Source organism: Nocardia rhamnosiphila NBRC 108938 (genome assembly GCF_000720425.1).
GTDB classification, from domain to species: domain Bacteria; phylum Actinomycetota; class Actinomycetes; order Mycobacteriales; family Mycobacteriaceae; genus Nocardia; species Nocardia rhamnosiphila.
Window position 1 is genome coordinate 1 of the sequence record NZ_JOAJ01000009.1, and the last position, 16,916, is coordinate 16,916.

At 69.0% G+C, this 16,916-nt stretch carries 14 protein-coding genes and 1 pseudogene; 4 read left to right on the top strand and 11 right to left on the bottom strand.

Annotated features, from left to right (window positions below):
• Positions 1 to 104 (top strand): annotated as a pseudogene (locus tag IG75_RS39330) (IS481 family transposase); the annotation flags it as partial.
• 91 nt (positions 105 to 195) lie between these two features.
• On the opposite strand, the gene IG75_RS0126735 reads toward IG75_RS39330, so the two are convergent.
• From IG75_RS0126735 to IG75_RS0126785, 11 genes are all read right to left on the bottom strand, one after another.
• A complete protein-coding gene (locus IG75_RS0126735) occupies positions 196 to 681 on the bottom strand; it encodes a hypothetical protein (RefSeq protein WP_063834196.1) in 486 nt (161 codons plus the stop codon).
• Positions 678 to 1,952 carry a DUF58 domain-containing protein gene (locus IG75_RS0126740; protein ID WP_030524102.1) on the bottom strand — a complete coding sequence of 425 codons (1,275 nt, stop codon included), beginning with the start codon at positions 1,950 to 1,952 and terminating at the stop codon, positions 678 to 680. The genes IG75_RS0126735 and IG75_RS0126740 overlap by 4 nt, the downstream gene beginning before the upstream one ends.
• A complete protein-coding gene (locus IG75_RS0126745) occupies positions 1,949 to 2,911 on the bottom strand; it encodes an AAA family ATPase (protein WP_030524103.1) in 963 nt (320 codons plus the stop codon). The genes IG75_RS0126740 and IG75_RS0126745 overlap by 4 nt, the downstream gene beginning before the upstream one ends.
• 28 nt (positions 2,912 to 2,939) lie before the next feature.
• Positions 2,940 to 3,434: a hypothetical protein gene (locus tag IG75_RS0126750; protein ID WP_030524104.1), complete on the bottom strand. Its 495-nt coding sequence runs from the start codon at positions 3,432 to 3,434 to the stop codon at positions 2,940 to 2,942.
• Entirely contained in the window at positions 3,431 to 4,465 is a 1,035-nt protein-coding gene (locus IG75_RS0126755; protein WP_063834197.1) for a DUF4129 domain-containing protein, read from the bottom strand. The genes IG75_RS0126750 and IG75_RS0126755 overlap by 4 nt, the downstream gene beginning before the upstream one ends.
• Positions 4,466 to 4,799: 334 nt before the next feature.
• Entirely contained in the window at positions 4,800 to 5,993 is a 1,194-nt protein-coding gene (locus IG75_RS0126760) for a lipid-transfer protein (RefSeq protein ID WP_030524106.1), read from the bottom strand.
• Positions 5,994 to 6,042: 49 nt separating this feature from the next.
• Positions 6,043 to 6,468, bottom strand: coding sequence for a MaoC family dehydratase (locus IG75_RS0126765; RefSeq protein WP_030524107.1), 426 nt, complete (start codon positions 6,466 to 6,468; stop codon positions 6,043 to 6,045).
• On the bottom strand, positions 6,465 to 7,403 hold the full coding sequence (locus IG75_RS0126770) for a bifunctional MaoC family dehydratase N-terminal/OB-fold nucleic acid binding domain-containing protein (protein ID WP_051714952.1): 939 nt from the start codon (positions 7,401 to 7,403) through the stop codon (positions 6,465 to 6,467). Before IG75_RS0126770 ends, IG75_RS0126765 begins: the two co-directional genes overlap by 4 nt.
• Positions 7,404 to 7,487: 84 nt before the next feature.
• A complete protein-coding gene (locus IG75_RS0126775; RefSeq protein ID WP_030524109.1) occupies positions 7,488 to 8,657 on the bottom strand; it encodes an acyl-CoA dehydrogenase family protein in 1,170 nt (389 codons plus the stop codon).
• Positions 8,648 to 9,706, bottom strand: a complete 1,059-nt coding sequence (locus tag IG75_RS0126780; protein WP_030524110.1) for an acyl-CoA dehydrogenase family protein — start codon at positions 9,704 to 9,706, stop codon at positions 8,648 to 8,650. Before IG75_RS0126780 ends, IG75_RS0126775 begins: the two co-directional genes overlap by 10 nt.
• A 26-nt stretch (positions 9,707 to 9,732) precedes the next feature.
• Positions 9,733 to 11,913: an acyl-CoA dehydrogenase family protein gene (locus tag IG75_RS0126785; protein ID WP_030524111.1), complete on the bottom strand. Its 2,181-nt coding sequence runs from the start codon at positions 11,911 to 11,913 to the stop codon at positions 9,733 to 9,735.
• A gap of 141 nt (positions 11,914 to 12,054) precedes the next feature.
• On the opposite strand from IG75_RS0126785, the gene kstR reads away from it, so the two are divergent.
• The 3 genes from kstR (at position 12,055) to IG75_RS0126800 (ending at position 16,904) form a co-directional block, all read left to right on the top strand.
• Positions 12,055 to 12,699: a cholesterol catabolism transcriptional regulator KstR gene (gene kstR / locus IG75_RS0126790; RefSeq protein WP_030524112.1), complete on the top strand. Its 645-nt coding sequence runs from the start codon at positions 12,055 to 12,057 to the stop codon at positions 12,697 to 12,699.
• A 300-nt stretch (positions 12,700 to 12,999) separates the two neighbouring features.
• Positions 13,000 to 15,552, top strand: a complete 2,553-nt coding sequence (gene otsB, locus IG75_RS0126795) for a trehalose-phosphatase (RefSeq protein WP_030524113.1) — start codon at positions 13,000 to 13,002, stop codon at positions 15,550 to 15,552.
• Positions 15,553 to 16,013: 461 nt separating this feature from the next.
• Positions 16,014 to 16,904: a metal ABC transporter solute-binding protein, Zn/Mn family gene (locus tag IG75_RS0126800; protein ID WP_030524114.1), complete on the top strand. Its 891-nt coding sequence runs from the start codon at positions 16,014 to 16,016 to the stop codon at positions 16,902 to 16,904.
• Positions 16,905 to 16,916: the final 12 nt, after the last annotated feature.

Consider the following 16,916-nt stretch of genomic DNA (forward strand, 5'->3'; position numbering starts at 1 on the left):
TACCGGCCTGGCTCCACACCTACAATCACCACCGGCAACACACCGCCATCGGCAGGAAGGCCCCCATCAGCCGGTTGACCAACCTGCCTGGGCAGTACAGCTAGGCCAGCGAGTATGCGGTACGACCGGGGTCTTGCCGCAAGCCCCGGGGTGCGCTATACCTTGAGAGGGGCGGGGGCCGAATCCACACTCTTCTCACCGATCGGCGCGAGCTGCCGGTTCATCACCCGTGTCCGCCGCCGATACCGCGGGCGGCCGCCGGCGCGCCGTGGTGATGCTGTAGGTGAGGATCGATGACAACAGGATCACCAGCACCGGAGCGACCACCGGCGCCCACACCAATTCGACCGGAAGCAACGCGGCCGACCCGGCCGCCGCCGTCCACAGGACCGCCCCCACGACCGAGGGCAGGGTGGTCGGAACGACCCCGCGCGGCGCCGTGACGGTCGCGATGTTCAACAGATAAGCGGTGGCCACCAGCCCTGCCGCGGCCGCCGCGACCAGGCCGGTGTCGGAGAGCGCGAGGACCCCGATCACCAGCAGAACAGCGCCGACCGCCGCCCAGCGCCACCACCAGCCGACCACCACCAGCACGATCGCGGCCGGGGCCGCCCACGGCTGGATCAGGGCGACCAGCAGCACCAGCAGCGTGCCGGACAGATGCGCCAGGAATTTGATCATCGGCGTACCCGGATCATCCGGCGGCGCTGGGGCAGCAGGCGCATGGTCTGGTCGAGGCGGGTGTCAGCGGCCCACGGGACGATATCCACCCCCACCGTGCTCATATCGCGGTACATCGACATCCGTTCGAGCTGCCACATCTTCTCCATGGTGGGGTCCAGATCGCCGGCGAACGGACTGCCGCGCAACACATCCACCGCCACCACCACATGTCCGCGTTTACGCAGGTCGATCAGCGCGAGAGCGAACTGGGTGTCCAGCAGGGTGGTGAACGCGACGATGACCGCACCGAGCGGGACCGCGGCGTAGGGCGCCAGGGTGCCGGTGGTGGGGATGTACTCGTCGCCGACGTCGAGCACGGTGTCGACGATGCGATAGAACTGCCGGCGGCCGATATCGGGACGCAGCCAGCGCGGCGACTGCCCCAGGCAGACGACAGCGGTGCGGTCGCCGGCCTGCAGCGTGGACTGCACCACCTGCGCCGCCCCACGCACCGACAGTTCCAGCGCGTCGCTGGCGGGTCCGGGCGCCTGCTGTGAGGTGTCCACCAGGACGACGACGTCGGCGGAACGGTTGGTCAGGCGTTCGGTCACGTACAGGCGGCCGCGGCGGGCGCTCACCGGCCAGTTCACGATGCGCAACTGGTCGCCGGGAGCGTAGGCGCGGATATCGGCGTATTCCACGCCCGGACCGTGCCGGCGGGTGAGGTGCACGCCGAGCCGTTCGGGAAGTTCGGTGCGCGGCAGGCGCATCCGCTGCGGATCGGTGATCGGGTAGACGTAGATCTCCCCGGCCGGCAGGGTCGCGGTGGCCAGCGCCATCCCGGCCGGGCTCAACGCCTTCACCCGCACTTTTATCGGATACCGACCCCAGCGCGCCGCCGACACGGTCAACCGCAGCCCGGCCGGCGCCGTCCCCGAATCCGCGGACTCCTCCACCGTCACCGTCATCCCGTCGACCGCGACCGGTTTACAGCGCAGCAGCGCCTGCCCCTGATCGACGAAGGCGGCGATGGTTACCGTGACCTCCTCGTTCTCGAAACACCGCTGGGTACCGCCGCCATCCACCTGGATCCGGGTGCGCGACACCTGCCAGGGCGCGCTGGCCAGCACACCGAGCATGGGCGAGGCGAACACGACCAGCTGCCAGCTGCCCGCCACCACCGCGACCAGCAGCGCGACGGCCGAGGCGATGGCGAGCAGGTAGGTCAGCGGGGCGGGACGCCAGCGCAGGCGGGCCTCCACCGTGGCACTGGCGTCGCGATGTCTCATGGCGTGGCGGCGCGGGGAACCGGCAGGCGGCGCAGCAGTTCGCTGATCACATCCTCGCCGCGGATGCGCCGCACCCACATTTCCGGCCGCAGGGTGATCCGGTGCGCCATGGCCGGGATTGCCAGGGCCTTCACATCTTCGGGGACCACGAAGTCACGGCCGTTCAGCAGGGCCCGGGCGCGGGCCATCTGCACGAGATCCAGCTCCGAGCGCGGACTCGCGCCGACCTCGACCTGCGCGTGGGCCCGGGTAGCGCTCGCCAGCGCCACCACATAGCCCACCACGTCCGGGTGCACCGATACGAACTCCACCGCGTTTCGCATCTCCAGCAGGCCCTTCGCGTCGATCACCTGGTTCACCCGGGGCTCTGCCGCGCCGCGTTCGAGACGGCGGCGGATCATCTGGGTCTCGTCCTGCTCGGACAGGTAGCCCAGGCGCAACTGGATGGCGAACCGGTCCAGCTGCGCTTCGGGCAGCGGATAGGTGCCCTCGTATTCGATGGGGTTGTCGGTGGCGAGCACGATGAACGGCTGGGGCAGCGGGAAGGTCTCACCGTCGATGCTGACCTGTCCCTCGGCCATCGCCTCCAGCAGCGCCGCCTGGGTTTTCGGCGGGGTGCGGTTCACCTCGTCGGCGAGCAGCATATGCGTGAACACCGGACCGCGGCGGAACGTGAAACGACCGGTGGACATGTCGTAGATCGTGGAGCCGAGCAGGTCCGCGGGCAGCAGGTCGGGGGTGAACTGCACCCGGGTGAAGTCCAGGCCGAGGGCGGCCGCGAACGACCGCGCGATCAGTGTTTTGCCCAGTCCGGGCAGATCCTCGATGAGCACATGCCCGCCGGACAGGATCGCGATCATGATGAGCTGTAGCTCTTCGCGTTTGCCGACCACCACCCGGGAAACCTCCCGGAGCACGGCTTCGGTGCGTTGGACGGTCGCGTCCAAGGGCATCGTCATGTGTTTTCTCGCAATGGGTCGACCCGTTTCACATTCTCTGAAGGCGGCTCAGGATCTCGTCCAGAGCCGCGCGGCCCGGCGCGGGCGTGTTCTGGTCACGCAGCGCCGAATCGGCCGGGTCCACCCAGCGCCACAATTCGGCGCCGAACAGATGGATCCCGGCACTTTCCAGCGCCCGCCGGTTCTTGCTGACCCGCAGACCGGCGGACAGTTGGAACTCCTTGGCCAGCAGCGGTCGCAGATGCCGATCCCAGTCGGCGCGGCTACCTTCGGCACGGTCGACGAGCATTTCGGCACGGGCATGCCAGTGGCGCAGCATCTCGGCGGGCCCGTTCTCCATGTCGTCGGCGAGTTCCTTTTCTCTCTTCTCCGGGCACAGCAGCACCCAGACGAAGCAGCACAGCGCGATCGCGACCGGCACCCCGGCCGCGATCAGTACGAATTCCCGGGCCCGCAGGCACGCGGCCACCTCGATGCCCGCGACCGCGAGGATGGCGGCCACGACGATCCAGGGTCTGCTCATCTCGGCAGCACCCCGCTCGGCGCACCGGCATGCGGCGGTAGGGCGGGCGGATAGCCGCCGGGATCCGGGGCGGCCGATACGGCCGGGTCCGGGGTGCTCTGCAGGTCGGAGAGCGCTACGCGCAACAGCTGTTCGGCCCGCATCCGCTGCCAGGACAGCATGGAATGCGGGCTGAACCGTGCCTCTTCGAACAGCGCGACCAGTTCCCGGGCCGAGGCCTCGTGCAGGGCCCCGTGCTCGAATGCGCGCGCCAGCACTTCCATGGGTGTATCCGAGGCCAGCGGGGCCAGACCGCGCGCGTAGACCAGGCCGCGTTCCATTGCCAGATAGCAGGCGATGATCGCGGCGCGCGGGTCCTGTCCGGCCGCGTTCATGGCGGCCAACCCCATCTCGGCGGCTTTGACCAGGGTGTCGGTATCGGTGGTGGGCGGGTCCCCGGTAGCCGGCAACCCGTCGTCGGGTTCCTCGGCTCGTTCGCGCCGCTGGGTGTTGACGGTGACGACGGCCAGACCGGTCACGGCCACCGCCACCAGTGTGCCCGCGGCCGCCGTGGCCAGGAACAACCCGGTTCCGGTCAGGACCGGTTGATCCTCCTGCGTCCCGGGCGGCGTCGCGGGGTGCTGTGGGGCGGGAGAACCGGGCGGTGCGGCCGGAACCGGTTCGGCGACGCGCTGGAACCCGATGAAGTAGACGGCGAACACGATCGCCGCGAGGACACCGACGAGGGCCAGCAGGAACAGCACGGCCAGGCCGAGGCGGCCCAGCCGCCAGTGCGACTCGGTATCGGAGTCGAGGTCGGGCAGGGCCAGCGGGAGCCGATGCTGGGAGGCGATCACACCGGCCAGCAACACCACGACCGAGACGGTGAGCAGCACCGGCATCAACGCCACGGTGAGGGCCGAGGGCGCGTTGCCCGCCGAACCGCTACCGTCCGGCATGCCCGGGATATGCCCGCGCAGCGCGATGACAGCGCAAAACAACAGCGCGAACACCGCCACAATGCGCGCGATCAGCGCCCGCGACCCGGCCAACCCGATACCTCGAACCTGCTCACTGCCAAGAACAGCCACATGTTTACATGCCGGACGGCCGGTCCGGGAGCGAATCGGCAATATGAAATGACGAGTTTTTCACGTTTATCAGCCCCTTGCCGGCAAACGTACTGCCCATTGCGGGATCGACAGTTATATCTTGTTCCCCGCCGTGAATACTCACAACCTCGTCGCAGACAGGGTGACCGATTCCCGATGTCCGAATCCACCCGCTCAACTCGGACGTCGAACAGACGCCGCGCCGCGACCGGCACCCCGGACGCGGCACGGCAGGTGTCTATCACGGTTGACACCGCGGCCGGCGCCGGCCCGGTTACGCGACCCGGTCCGCGCTCAGCACCAGCCCCGAGGTCGGCACCCCGGTCCCCGCGGTGACCAGGACGTTCTCCACCGCGTCGACCTGATTGACCGACGTTCCCCGCAACTGGCGCACACCCTCGGCAATGCCGTTCATGCCGTGGATATATGCCTCCCCCAGCTGCCCGCCGTGGGTATTGATCGGGAGTTTTCCGCCGATTTCGATAGCCCCGTCGGCAATGAAATCCTTCGCTTCACCGCGCGGGCAGAAACCGAGTTCTTCCAGCTGCATGAGGACGAACGGGGTGAAGTGGTCGTACAGAATTGCGGCCTGCATATCGGCGGGCCGCAAACCGCTCTGCTCCCACAGCTGGTCGCCGACCAGGCCCATTTCCGGCAACCCGGTCAACGCGTCGCGGTAGTAGCTGGTCATCACGTACTGATCGGCGCCGCTGCCCTGCGCCGCCGCGGTGATCACGGCCGCCGGATTCGGCAGATCCCGTGCCCGCTCCACACTGGTCACCACGATCGCCACACCGCCGTCGGATTCCTGACAGCAGTCCAGCAGATGCAGCGGTTCGGCGATCCAGCGCGAATTCTGGTGATCGTCCAGGGTTATCGGCTTGTTGTAGAAGAACGCGTTCGGATTCACCGCCGCGTGCCTGCGGTCGGCCACCGCGACCCGGCCGAAATCGGCGGAGGTCGCGCCGTAGACGTGCATATACCGCCGGGCGACCATCGCCACCTGCGCGGCGGGCGTACCCAGACCGTGCGGATACGACCAGCCGGCGTCGATACCCGAGGAGGTGGGCGCGGCCGCCAGCGAGGTGGAGAACTGCCCGAACCGGGACACCGACCGCTCGTTGAACGCCCGGTACGCCACGACCACATCGGCGACCCCGGTCGCCACGGCCATTGCCGCCTGCTGCACGGTCGCGCAGGCCGCGCCGCCGCCGTACCCGATATGGCTGAAGAACTTCAACTGCGGAATGCCGACCGCGCGGGCGACCGCGACCTGCAGGTTGGTATCCATCGTGAAGGTGGTCAGGCCGTCGACATCGGCCGGGGTGAGCCCGGCGTCGGCCAGGGCCGCGGTGACGGCCTCGGCGGCCAGCCGCAGTTCGCTGCGACCGGATTCCTTGGAGAAATCGGTGGCGCCGATCCCCGCGATGGCGGCCCGGCCGGACAGGGGATGTTGCGAAGTGGTCATGCGTTCCTCGTTCCGCGGGCTGGACACCGACTGTGCGTCGCGGCTGCGCTCACGCCCCACCTCCGGCACCCGGTACGGTCGCGACCACCGTCGCGACGATGTGATCGCCCAGACTGTCCTTGCCGACGACCTCCAGCCGGACGTCCTCGCCGTCGAGTTCGACGACCTTGCCGGTGAGGGTCAGCGTGTCGTACGCGTACAGCGGCACCCCGAGCCGCAGCGCGATGGATTTGACGACCGTGCTCGGACCCGACCAGTCGGTCACGAACCGCTGCACCAGACCGGTATCGGTGAGGATATTGACGAAGATGTCCTTCGAACCGCGTTCGATCGCCTGGTCCCGATCGTGGTGCACGTCCTGGAAGTCCCGGGTGGCCAGTGCGGTACTGATGACGAACGTCGGATCGGCGTGGATCGACAGTTCGGGCAGCTCGGTCCCGACCCGGACCGCGGCCGGATCGAATGTGGCGGTCATGGGGTCACCTTCCAGAACGGCAGCACCGTATCGTCGTCGAGCTTCTCGAAACCGGCCACGACCTCCAGCCCGACCTCGACCTGCTCGGGTCCGACACCGCGCAGTTCACCCAGCATCCGCACCCCCTCGTCGAGTTCCACCAGCGCGACCACGAACGGCAGATCGCGGCCCGGCACCTTGGGCGCGTGGTGCACGACGTAGCTGAACACCGTGCCCTTCCCGGAGGACACCACATAGCCGACCGGTTCGGTCTTGTCCTGCCAGATCGCCGGGATCGGCGGATGACGCAGGGAGCCGTCGGGAAGCCGCTGGATACGCAGCTCGCCGGCCTTCGTGCCCTCCCAGAAGAACTCGGTGTCCTGGGAGACCAGCGGCCGCACCCGTTCGGCGGGTGCCGGTTCCGGGGCGGCGGCCGCACCCGGGGCGAACTTCAGGATGCGGAAGAGCATCTCGGTGACGAGTTCGTCGCCGACGTACCAGCTGGTGCGGTAGGTCAGGAAGAACCCCTCACCCAGCCCGGTACGTTTCGGGCCCTTGATGCTGTCCAGCGCGCTGGTGATGCTCACCTCTTCGCCGGGCCGCACATAGCGGTGGTAGATCTGCTCGCAGTTGGTGCCTACCACCGAGGTGTACCCGGCGGAGTCGAGCAGCGCGTTGGTGGCCTCCATCGGATCGTCGGACGGACGGCGACCACCCAGACCCAGCATGGTCCACACCTGGGCCATGGCGGGCGGGGCCACGATCCCGTCGAAACCGGCGGCCTTCGCGGCCGCCTCGTCGACATAGACGGGGTTGCTGTCGCCCAGCGCCTCCACCCAGTTGTTGATCATCGGCTGGTTCACCGGGTCGCGGCCGGGCCGCGGCGCGCTGGCCCCGGCCGCCTTGATCTGCTCCGCGGCGGCGATGATCGCTTCCGGAGTACTTGTGTCCGGCACGCTGCTCCTTAGGGTCGGGTGGTTCGAGAGGGTGCGACCGCCGGCCGGCGGCGGGGGCGGCGGGCCGGGGCCGGGCTCATCGAATCAGCGGGGTACGCGGGGCAGTTTCAGGCCCGCCGAGGCGACGAGTTCGCGCATCACCTCGTTGACGCCGCCGCCGAAGGTCACCACCAGGTTCTGCTTCGTCCGCCGGTCGAGCCAGGTCATCAGCTCGGCGGTCGCGGGTTCGGCCGGGTCGCCGAACCGGCCGATGATCTCCTCGGCCAGCCGGCCCGCCTCCTGCAGCGATTCGGTGGAGAAGATCTTGGTCGCCGAAGCGTCCGCGATGACCTGCGACGGATCGATGTTCGGATCGTCGGCCGTGGCCGCCACCTGCCAGTTCAGCAGTTCGTTGAGCCGGGTCATGGCGTGGATGCGCCCGAGTGCCGCGCGCGCGTCGGGATCGTCGAGTACGCCGCGCGGCCGCGCCCAATCGCGGACCCGGTCGTAGAGCTGTTCGATCTTGCCGGACGGGCCCAGGCTCACCCGCTCGTGATTGAGCTGGGTGGTGATCAGGCGCCAGCCCTTGTTCTCTTCCCCGACCAGCATATTCGCCGGAACTTTGACGCTGTCGAAGTAGGTGGCGTTGGTGTGGTGGGCGCCGTCGGCGGTGATGATCGGGGTCCAGGAGTAGCCCGGATCCTTCGTATCCGCGATCAGGATGGTGATCGCGCGGTGCCGGTCGGCCACCGGGCCGGTGCGGCAGGCCAGCCAGATGTAGTCGGCCTCGTGGGCGCCGGTGGTGAAGATCTTCTGACCGTTGACGATCCAGTCGCCCGAATCGTCGCGGGACGCGCTGGTGCGCAGTGCCGCGAGATCGGTACCGGCCTCCGGCTCGGAGTATCCGATGGCGAAATGGATATCCCCGGCGAGGATCCCGGGCAGGAACTTCTCTTTCTGTTCCTGTGTGCCGAACTGCTGCAGCGTCGGGCCGACGGTCAGCAGGGTGACCAGCGGCAGCGGGACATCGGCCCGGGAGGCCTCGTTGTAGAAAATCTGCTGTTCGACCGGGCCGAAACCCTGGCCGCCGTACTCCTTGGGCCAGCCGACACCCAGCCAGCCGTCGCGGCCCATCCGGCGCACCACCTCACGGTAGGCGTCGCCGTGCCGGTTGACCGCCATGGCGGCGGACTCCTCCGGCGTGACCAGATCGGCGAAGTAGGCGCGCAGGTCGTCGCGTAGTTTGCGCTGTTCGCTGGTCAGATCTATGAACACCCTGCCCCCAATCGTTCGAGCCGCAACGCGGCGCCGCCCAGCCAGCGGGCGAGGTCCTTGGACTGTGAGTAGTAGCGATGCATCGAGTGGGTGACATCCACTCCGATACCGCCGTGCAGGTGGTGACATTTCTGCATGGCACGCGGAAGTTCCGCGGCCACAGTGTAGGCGAGCACGTTCAGATCGTCGTCGATCCGCTGCTGCCGCTCCGGACTCGAATCATCCTGTCCGAGAGCCCAGTTGGCCGAGACCGCGGCCACATGCAGCGTCCGGGACACCACATAGAGGTCGGCGATCTGCTGGGCCACCGCCTGGAATTCGGCGAGTGGCCGGTTGAACTGCTGCCGGGTGCCCACATGGGCGGCGGTCAATTTCACCGCACCCGAGAGCAAACCGTCGGCCGCCGCGCCGATGGCGGCGAGCGCGAACCGGTGCAGCCGCGGGCCCGCGTCCGGCAGCAGCCGGTCGGCGGGCACCTCGACCGCGTCCAGTTTCACGGAGAATTCGGCAAGTTCACCGGATACGGCCGAGGGAGCCAGGGACAGACCCGCGGCATCCGAATCGACCACCGCGACCCCGGAATCCGTGGTCACCAGCAGCCAGCGCGCCTGATCGGCGCACGGCACGGCCACCTTGTACCCGGTGATCCGCACCTTGTCGCCGGTCACTTCGGCCTTGGTGGTGGGCTCGGTGGTCAGGGGCGCGCCGGGTTCACTGATCGCCGCGGTCAGCACCGCGCCCTCGGCGACCGCCGGGAACACCTCCGCGGCCACCGCCTCGGGCGCCGCCCCCAGCAGCGGCAGCACGCCGAAGCCCAGGGTGGGCAGCGCCGGGGCGGCCACGGCATCGGTGGCCAGCTCGGTCAGCAGCACCGATACGGCGTCGATGCCCATATCGTCGCCACCGAACTGCTCCGGTAGCGCTACCGACAGCAGGCCTGTAGCCGCTATCTTGGGCCAGAGTTCGGCGTCGCGCGCCGCCTCCCGCTCCAGTAGTCCGACGACGACCTCGGCCACCGCCTCTTGAGCCTCGTCTCGGGTGAAGTCCACGTTCTGCTCTCCAGTCGTCGCACGAACTAACCGGCCGCGTCGCGGGGTAGTCCCAGAATCCGCTCGGCTGCCACGGTCAACAGGATCTGCTCGGTTCCGCCCGCGATCGACAGACAGCGGGTGAGCAGGAATTCCGAGGTGTCCTCGGTGGCCCGCGCGCCGGCCGGGCCGGCCACCTCGACGGCGAACTCGGCGACCGCCTGCCGGTGCCGCACGCCCACGAGTTTGCGCACACTGCTCTGCGCGCCGGGGTCGGCGCCGGCCAGGATCCGGACCGCCGCGCGTTGTTCCAGCAGCAGCCCGGCGATGGCGTCGGCGACGAAACCGCCCAGCCGATCGTTCAGCAGCTCCGACCCGCGTCCGGTCGCCGGAAGTTTGGCGATCAGCTCCTCCAGCGCCGGCCCGATCCCGTTACCACTCATGGCGACCCGTTCGGCCGACAGCGTGGAACGGGCGATCTTCCAGCCGTTGCCCAGCGCGCCGACCACGCAGTCGTCCGGGACGAACACCCCGTCCAGGAAAACCTCGCTGAACCGGGCCTCGCCGGTGATCTGCACCAGCGGCCGGATATCGATCCCGGCACTGCGCATATCCACCAGGAAGTAGCTGATGCCCTTGTGCTTGGGCGCGCTCGGGTCGGTGCGCGCCAGGCAGATGGCCCAGTTCGCCTCCTTGGCCAGTGAGGTCCACACCTTCTGGCCGTTGAGCACCCAGCCGCCCTCGGTGCGTTCGGCGGTGGTGCGCAGGGCGGCCAGATCCGAACCGGCCCCCGGTTCGCTGAACAGCTGGCACCACACCACCTCACCGTGCAGGGTCGGCCAGGCGAACCGTTCGATCTGCTCGGGGGTGCCGTGCTGGAGCAGGGTCGGGATCGCCCAGCCGCCGATGGTGAGGTCGGGAACGGTCGGCCCGGCCCGGCGCAACTCCTCCGAGATCACCAATCCGGTCATCGGATCGGCGCCGCGACCGTAGGGCTGCGGCCAGTGCGGCATGATCAGCCCCGCGTCGGCCAGCGCACCGCGCTGCTGCCCGGCCGGCAGCGCCGCGATACGCGCGACCTCGGCGGCGAGTTCATCGGTGGCCACCTCGGTATCGGTCTCACCGCCGGCCAGCGCCGCGTCGGCGAAGACCCGGTCGGCGCCGGTGGTGCGGCGTTTACCGGCCCGGGTCAGCTCGGTGACGCGGGCCCGCCAATACGGCGCGCCGCCCAGCAGCTGGCGCAGCGCGGTCGCCCGGCGCAGGTACAGGTGGGCGTCGTGTTCCCAGGTGAAGCCGATCCCGCCGAGTACCTGGATGCAGTCCTTCGCGGTGTCCACCGCGGCGTCCAGGCTGATGGCGGCGGCGATAGCGGCCGCGATCGGCAGTTCGGCGCCGCCGGAGTCGACCGCGGCGGCCGCGTCGGCGGCCACCGACCGGATGAGTTCGGTGCGGCACAGCATCCACGCGCAGATGTGTTTCACCGCCTGGAACGACCCGATCTGCCGCCCGAACTGCTCGCGGACTTTCGCGTAGTCGACCGCGGTCGTCAGGCACCAGCCGGTCACGCCGGCGAGTTCGGCCACGACCAGCGCGACCAGCAGGTCTTCCACCGCGTAATCGGGGGTGAACACCGCGTCCGGGTCGATCCGGACCTCGGTGCAGCGGACCCGGGCCAGCGGAGTGGTCAGGTCGAGCGGTTCCAGGGCTTCGAGTTGCAGTCCGGGCGTATCCGGGCCGAGCAGGCACCAGCGCCGGCCGTCCGCGGTGTCCACGGGCAGCAGCACCGCGGTTCCGGGCGCGGCGCCGAGTACCGATTCCCAGCTACCGCTGAGCGTTCCGGCACCGTCGAGGACCGGCACCGCCGGTCCGCCGCCGGGCGCGGTCTCGTCCCCGGCGACCGTGTCCAGCGCGATCCCGCAGGGCTGCTCCTCCGGCAGCTGCCCGCCGGTCACCAGGCCGGCGATCGCCGTGGTCAGCAGCGGGCCGCCGACCATGTCGTGTGCTGCCTGTTCGATGAATACGGCCAGATCGGAGACCGATCCGCCCGCGCCGCCCGCCTCCTCGGCCACCGCCACCCGGAAGATCCCGAGATCGGTAAGCGTTGCCCAGTACGTACGCCAGAAGTCGGTCGCGTCGGCCCGCATTGTTGCAATCGGTTGTGCCGCTGCTGCCCACCCGCTCATCGACTGTTGAACGGCTTTATGCTCGTCAGTGGTGGCGATGGTCACAGTCCATACCGCCTTTCCGGCGTGACTCCCACACCTAGAACATGTTCTAATATCCACGGTGGGCGGAAGTCAAGAGAAGCTCCCACCGCATCGCCGCACGCGCTGACGTCCGCGACACGTCACGGAAAGGAAGTCCACTCCATGGCCAGCCCCTCCCGTTCCCAGCCCGGCGATCCGGGTGCGGCGACAGCCGCCCCCGTCACCACGCTGCGGGAGGACGAACTGAGCTCGGCCGCGCAGCGGGAACGCCGCAAGCGAATCCTGGACGCCACCCTCGCGCTCGCCTCCAAAGGCGGCTACGACGCGGTGCAGATGCGCGCGGTCGCCGAACGCGCCGATGTCGCGGTCGGCACCCTGTACCGGTATTTCCCATCCAAGGTGCACCTGCTGGTCTCGGCGCTGGCCCGGGAGTTCGAGCAGTTCGAGGGCAAACGCAAACCGCTGGCGGGTCAGTCACCGGAGGAGCGGATGCACGCGCTGCTCTCCCAGATCACCCGGATGATGCAACGCGACCCGCTGCTCACCGAGGCCATGACCCGCGCGTTCATGTTCGCCGACGCCTCGGCCGCCGCCGAGGTGGACCGGGTCGGCAAGGTGATGGACCGGGTGTTCGCCCGCGCCATGAACGACGGCGAACCCACCGATCGCCAGCTCGCCATCGCCCGGGTCATCAGCGATGTGTGGCTGTCGAATCTGGTCGCCTGGCTCACCCGCCGCGCCTCCGCGACCGATGTCTCCGAACGGCTCGAGCTGACCGTCGATCTCCTGCTCGGTCAGCGCTCCTGACGCCTGCGCCGCCGCGCCCGGTGACCGGGCCACCGGTGGCTCGCCGACACCGGTGCGGCACGGCGATATCCAGGCGTTCGCTGCGGTGTCGCGCAAGCCCGAAAAATCTCGCAATCCGCCTCCGGCGCCGGTGAGCTCGGCCCGCGGATTCCGCGCCGGCCGGCGCCGGGCGCACCTTCACCCGCACGTCGAGCCGAGGGCACCCGCCCACACTTCCCGCCGAATCGGATCAGCGGACGTGACACAGTATTGTCATGCGCGCCCCCTCTTAACGAAAACTCCGATCAATAGGTTGGATGTGTGAGCGCACAGGATCTGCCACTGGAACTCCGCCGAGCGCTGTCGACGGTCGCGCGCGTCCCTCGGCTGCTCGTCGCATCGGACTACGACGGGACACTCGCTCCCATCGTCTCCGATCCGGCCAAGGCGTACCCGCACGGGGAATCCGTGCGGGCATTACGCGCGCTGGCCGGGCTGTCCGGCACCACGGCCGCGGTCATATCCGGCAGAGCGCTGCGTGACCTCGCCGCACTCTCCCGGCTACCGGTCGAGGTGCAGCTGATCGGCAGCCACGGCTCCGAATTCGACGTGGGTTTCGTCCACGCCATCGACAGTGACGCCAGGCAGTTGCTACGGGAAGTGGTGACCGCCCTCAACAAGATCGCCGCGGACCATCCGGGCGTCACGGTGGAGACCAAACCCGCCAGCGTCGCGCTACACGTGCGCAACGCCACCCCCGAGATCGGCCGCCGCGCCCTCGGCCAGGCCCGCCAGGGCCCGGCCTGCTGGGTCGGCGTGCAGGTCACCGAGGGCAAAGCCGTGATCGAATTGGCCGTGGTGCCGACCGACAAGGGTTCGGCCCTCAGCACGGTCCGCCATCAGGAGAGCGCGTCGGCGGCGGTGTTCTTCGGCGACGACGTCACCGACGAGAAAGCGTTCCGCGCGCTGACCGGACCGGATATCGGCATCAAGGTCGGCGAGGGCGAATCGCTGGCCAAATACCGGGTCGACAGCACCGAGGCGGTCTCGCACGCGCTGGCCTTCCTGCTCGAAGAACGCCGCACCTGGCTGGCCGGCGCCAGCGCGCCCCGGATCGAACGGCTGACCATGATGGCCAGTCCGCGTTCGGTCGCGCTGGTCACCCCCGATGCCACCGTCACCTGGTTCTGCCATCCGGAACCGGACTCGGCCGCCGTCTTCGCCCACCTGCTGGGCGGTATGGACGCCGGGCACTTCTCCATCACCCCGCAACGGCCGGGCCTGCCCCTCTCCCAGCGATACGTCGACGGCACCATGACCGTCGAGACCCGCTGGGCGAAACTGCAGGTCACCGACTATCTTCCGCATGACGTGGACCCCGACCGCACCGATCTCACCCGGGTGATCACCGGTACGGCTCCCGCCGAGATCACCTTCGCCCCGCGCCCGGAATTCGGCCAGGTTCCGGTGTCCATCCAGGTGGAAACCGACGGCCTGCGGGTCTGGGGCACCAACGATCCGGTCGTGCTGCGCGCCCCCGGGGTGCAGTGGCAGATCCACAGCGACGGCGCACACGATTCGGCCACCGCGGTCGTGGACCCGTCCGACGGCCCGATCGTGCTGGAACTGCGTTGCGGCACACATGATCTGACGCCCGCCGCCACCGGTGAGGACGAACGGCGGCGGATCGCCGAACTTTACTGGAAAGAATGGGCGGCGACCCTCGACCTGCCCGCCCTCAAGCCCGACCTGATGAAACGGTCCGCGCTCACCCTGCGCGGGCTGGTGCACGCGCCGTCCGGATCGATCCTGGCCGCGGCCACCACCTCGCTGCCGGAGGATATCGGCGGCGTCCGCAACTGGGACTACCGTTACTGCTGGCTGCGCGATGCCGCGCTCACCGCCAGCGCCCTGGTCTCGCTGGGCTCGCTGGGTGAGGCCGAACAGTATCTGGAATGGGTGCACCGAGTGCTGGAAACCCTGCCCGGCCCCGAACGCCTGCATCCGCTGTACACCATCTACGGCGAAACCCTGCCACCGGAGGCCGTGATCGACCAGCTGCCCGGCTACGCCGGATCGCGGCCGGTGCGGGTCGGCAACGCGGCCAACATGCAGGTCCAGCTGGACGTCTTCGGCCCGATCGTGGACCTCATCACCAGCCTGGCCCACGCCCGGGAGAATCAGGGCACCACCGATCCGCGCAAGGTGCTGCCCGACGCCGACTGGGAACTCGTGCACGCCATGGTCTCGGCGGTACAGCGCCGCTGGACCGAACCCGACCACGGCATCTGGGAGATCCGCGGCAACCCCCGCCACCACGTCTACTCGAAGGTGATGGGCTGGCTCACGATCGACCGGGCGCTGACCCTGGCGGAGAAGTTCGACCGCCCCGTGGACGGCGACTGGGCGCCGCTGCGCGACACCATCGCGGCGGAGGTCAAGGCCAAGGGCTGGAACGACGAAGTGCAGTCCTACACCGCCGCCTACGACGGCACCGACCTCGACGCGGCGACCCTGCACATCGGACTCAGCGGCCTGATCGATCCCAGCGACCCGCGGTTCGCCGCGACGGTGGTGGCCACCGAAGCCGAACTGCGCAGCGGATCCACGGTGTACCGCTACCACCACGACGACGGCCTGCCCGGCGGCGAAGGTGGGTTCCATCTGTGCGCCGCCTGGCTGGTGGAGGCCTACCTGCTGATCGGCAAACGGTCCGACGCCGAAGCGCTGTTCGCGCAGCTGGTGGATGTGGCCGGGCCCACCGGGCTGCTCAGTGAGGAATACGACCCGGTCGCCGAACGGTCCCTGGGTAACCATCCCCAGGCCTACAGCCACCTGGGTCTGCTGCGGTGCGCGCAGTTGCTCGGGAAATAGGGGTAATCGCTCGGTGAGCAAAGACGGCGGGTCGCGGATGCGGCCCGCCGTTTTCATGGGTTCGGGTGGATGGAGCGGGTCGACAGGCGGGCTCGCCCGCGACCATGAGAGCAGGTGGGGTCGCTCGTCAGCGCAAGACCATGCCGGCCATCTTCCGAACGTGAGAACAGGCGAAGCCCCCTCGCCAACGCAAGACATGCGGGACCCCCTCGCGAAGGTGCTGTGTTTTTTGGCGCCGCCTGCGGCGTCGCGGGGTTGAGGCCCCCTTGGTCTCGCCGTTTCGGCCTCGAGACTCGAGCCTTCGGCTCATGCGCTTTCGAGGCCGAAACGGCGAGACGGGCCGCGTATGGAATGGTCGCGTGGCGAGGAGTGTTAGAACTGGGCGGTCGGTTCAGAACCTCTCACCAGGGCTGCTAAAGTAAAACGGAAACGATTTCCATTAACCCTGGTAGGTATTTGCCGTGTCACCTCACTATGCCCGTAGCGCTCTGATCATCGCCGTGGGGGTGGCGGCGGCCGCGGCGCTCACCGCCTGCGGCGGGGCCGGCTCCGATTCCGGCAAACCATCGGTGGTCGCCTCGACCAATGTCTGGGCCGATATCGCGAGCACCGTAGCGGGGCCCGATGCCGACGTCTCCGCGATCATCTCCGACCCCTCCGCCGACCCGCATTCGCATGAGACCTCGGCATCGGAATCCGCGCAGCTCAGCGACGCCGATCTGGTCGTCTACAACGGTGGCCACTACGACGAATTCGTCGCGAAGGCGATCGAGGGCCGCGGTAAGCGCACCGTCGAGGCGGTCGCTGCCCGGGACCAGGCCATCCGGGACGATTCGAACGAGCACGTCTGGTACGACATGGAAACCGTCGCCCTGGTCGCCGGACAGATCGGCGACCGCCTCGCCGAAATCGATCCCGCGCACGCCCAGAACTACACCGATCGGGCGGCGCAGTTCGCCGACCGGCTGGCACAGGTCGGCGCGGGCACCGACGCGATCGCGGCCGACCACCCCGGCATCCCGGTCCTGCAGACCGAACCGCTGGCGTACTACCTGCTGCAGGATGCCGGTACCGTCGACCGGACGCCCCGGGACTACCAGGAGGCGATCGAGCAGGAGACCGATCCGTCGCCCGCCGCGGTCGCCGCCACCCGCGATCTGATCGCCGGCAAGCAGGTCGCGGTCCTGATCTACAACGTGCAAACCGAGGACAAGGTGGGCCGGGATCTGCGCGATGCCGCCGTCGCCGCCGGCATTCCGGTGGTAGAGGTGACCGAAACCCTGCCGTCCGGAACGGATTTCGTAACGTGGCAGACGCAGAACGCCCAGGCGCTGGCCGACGCCATCGGCTGACGGCACCCGAGG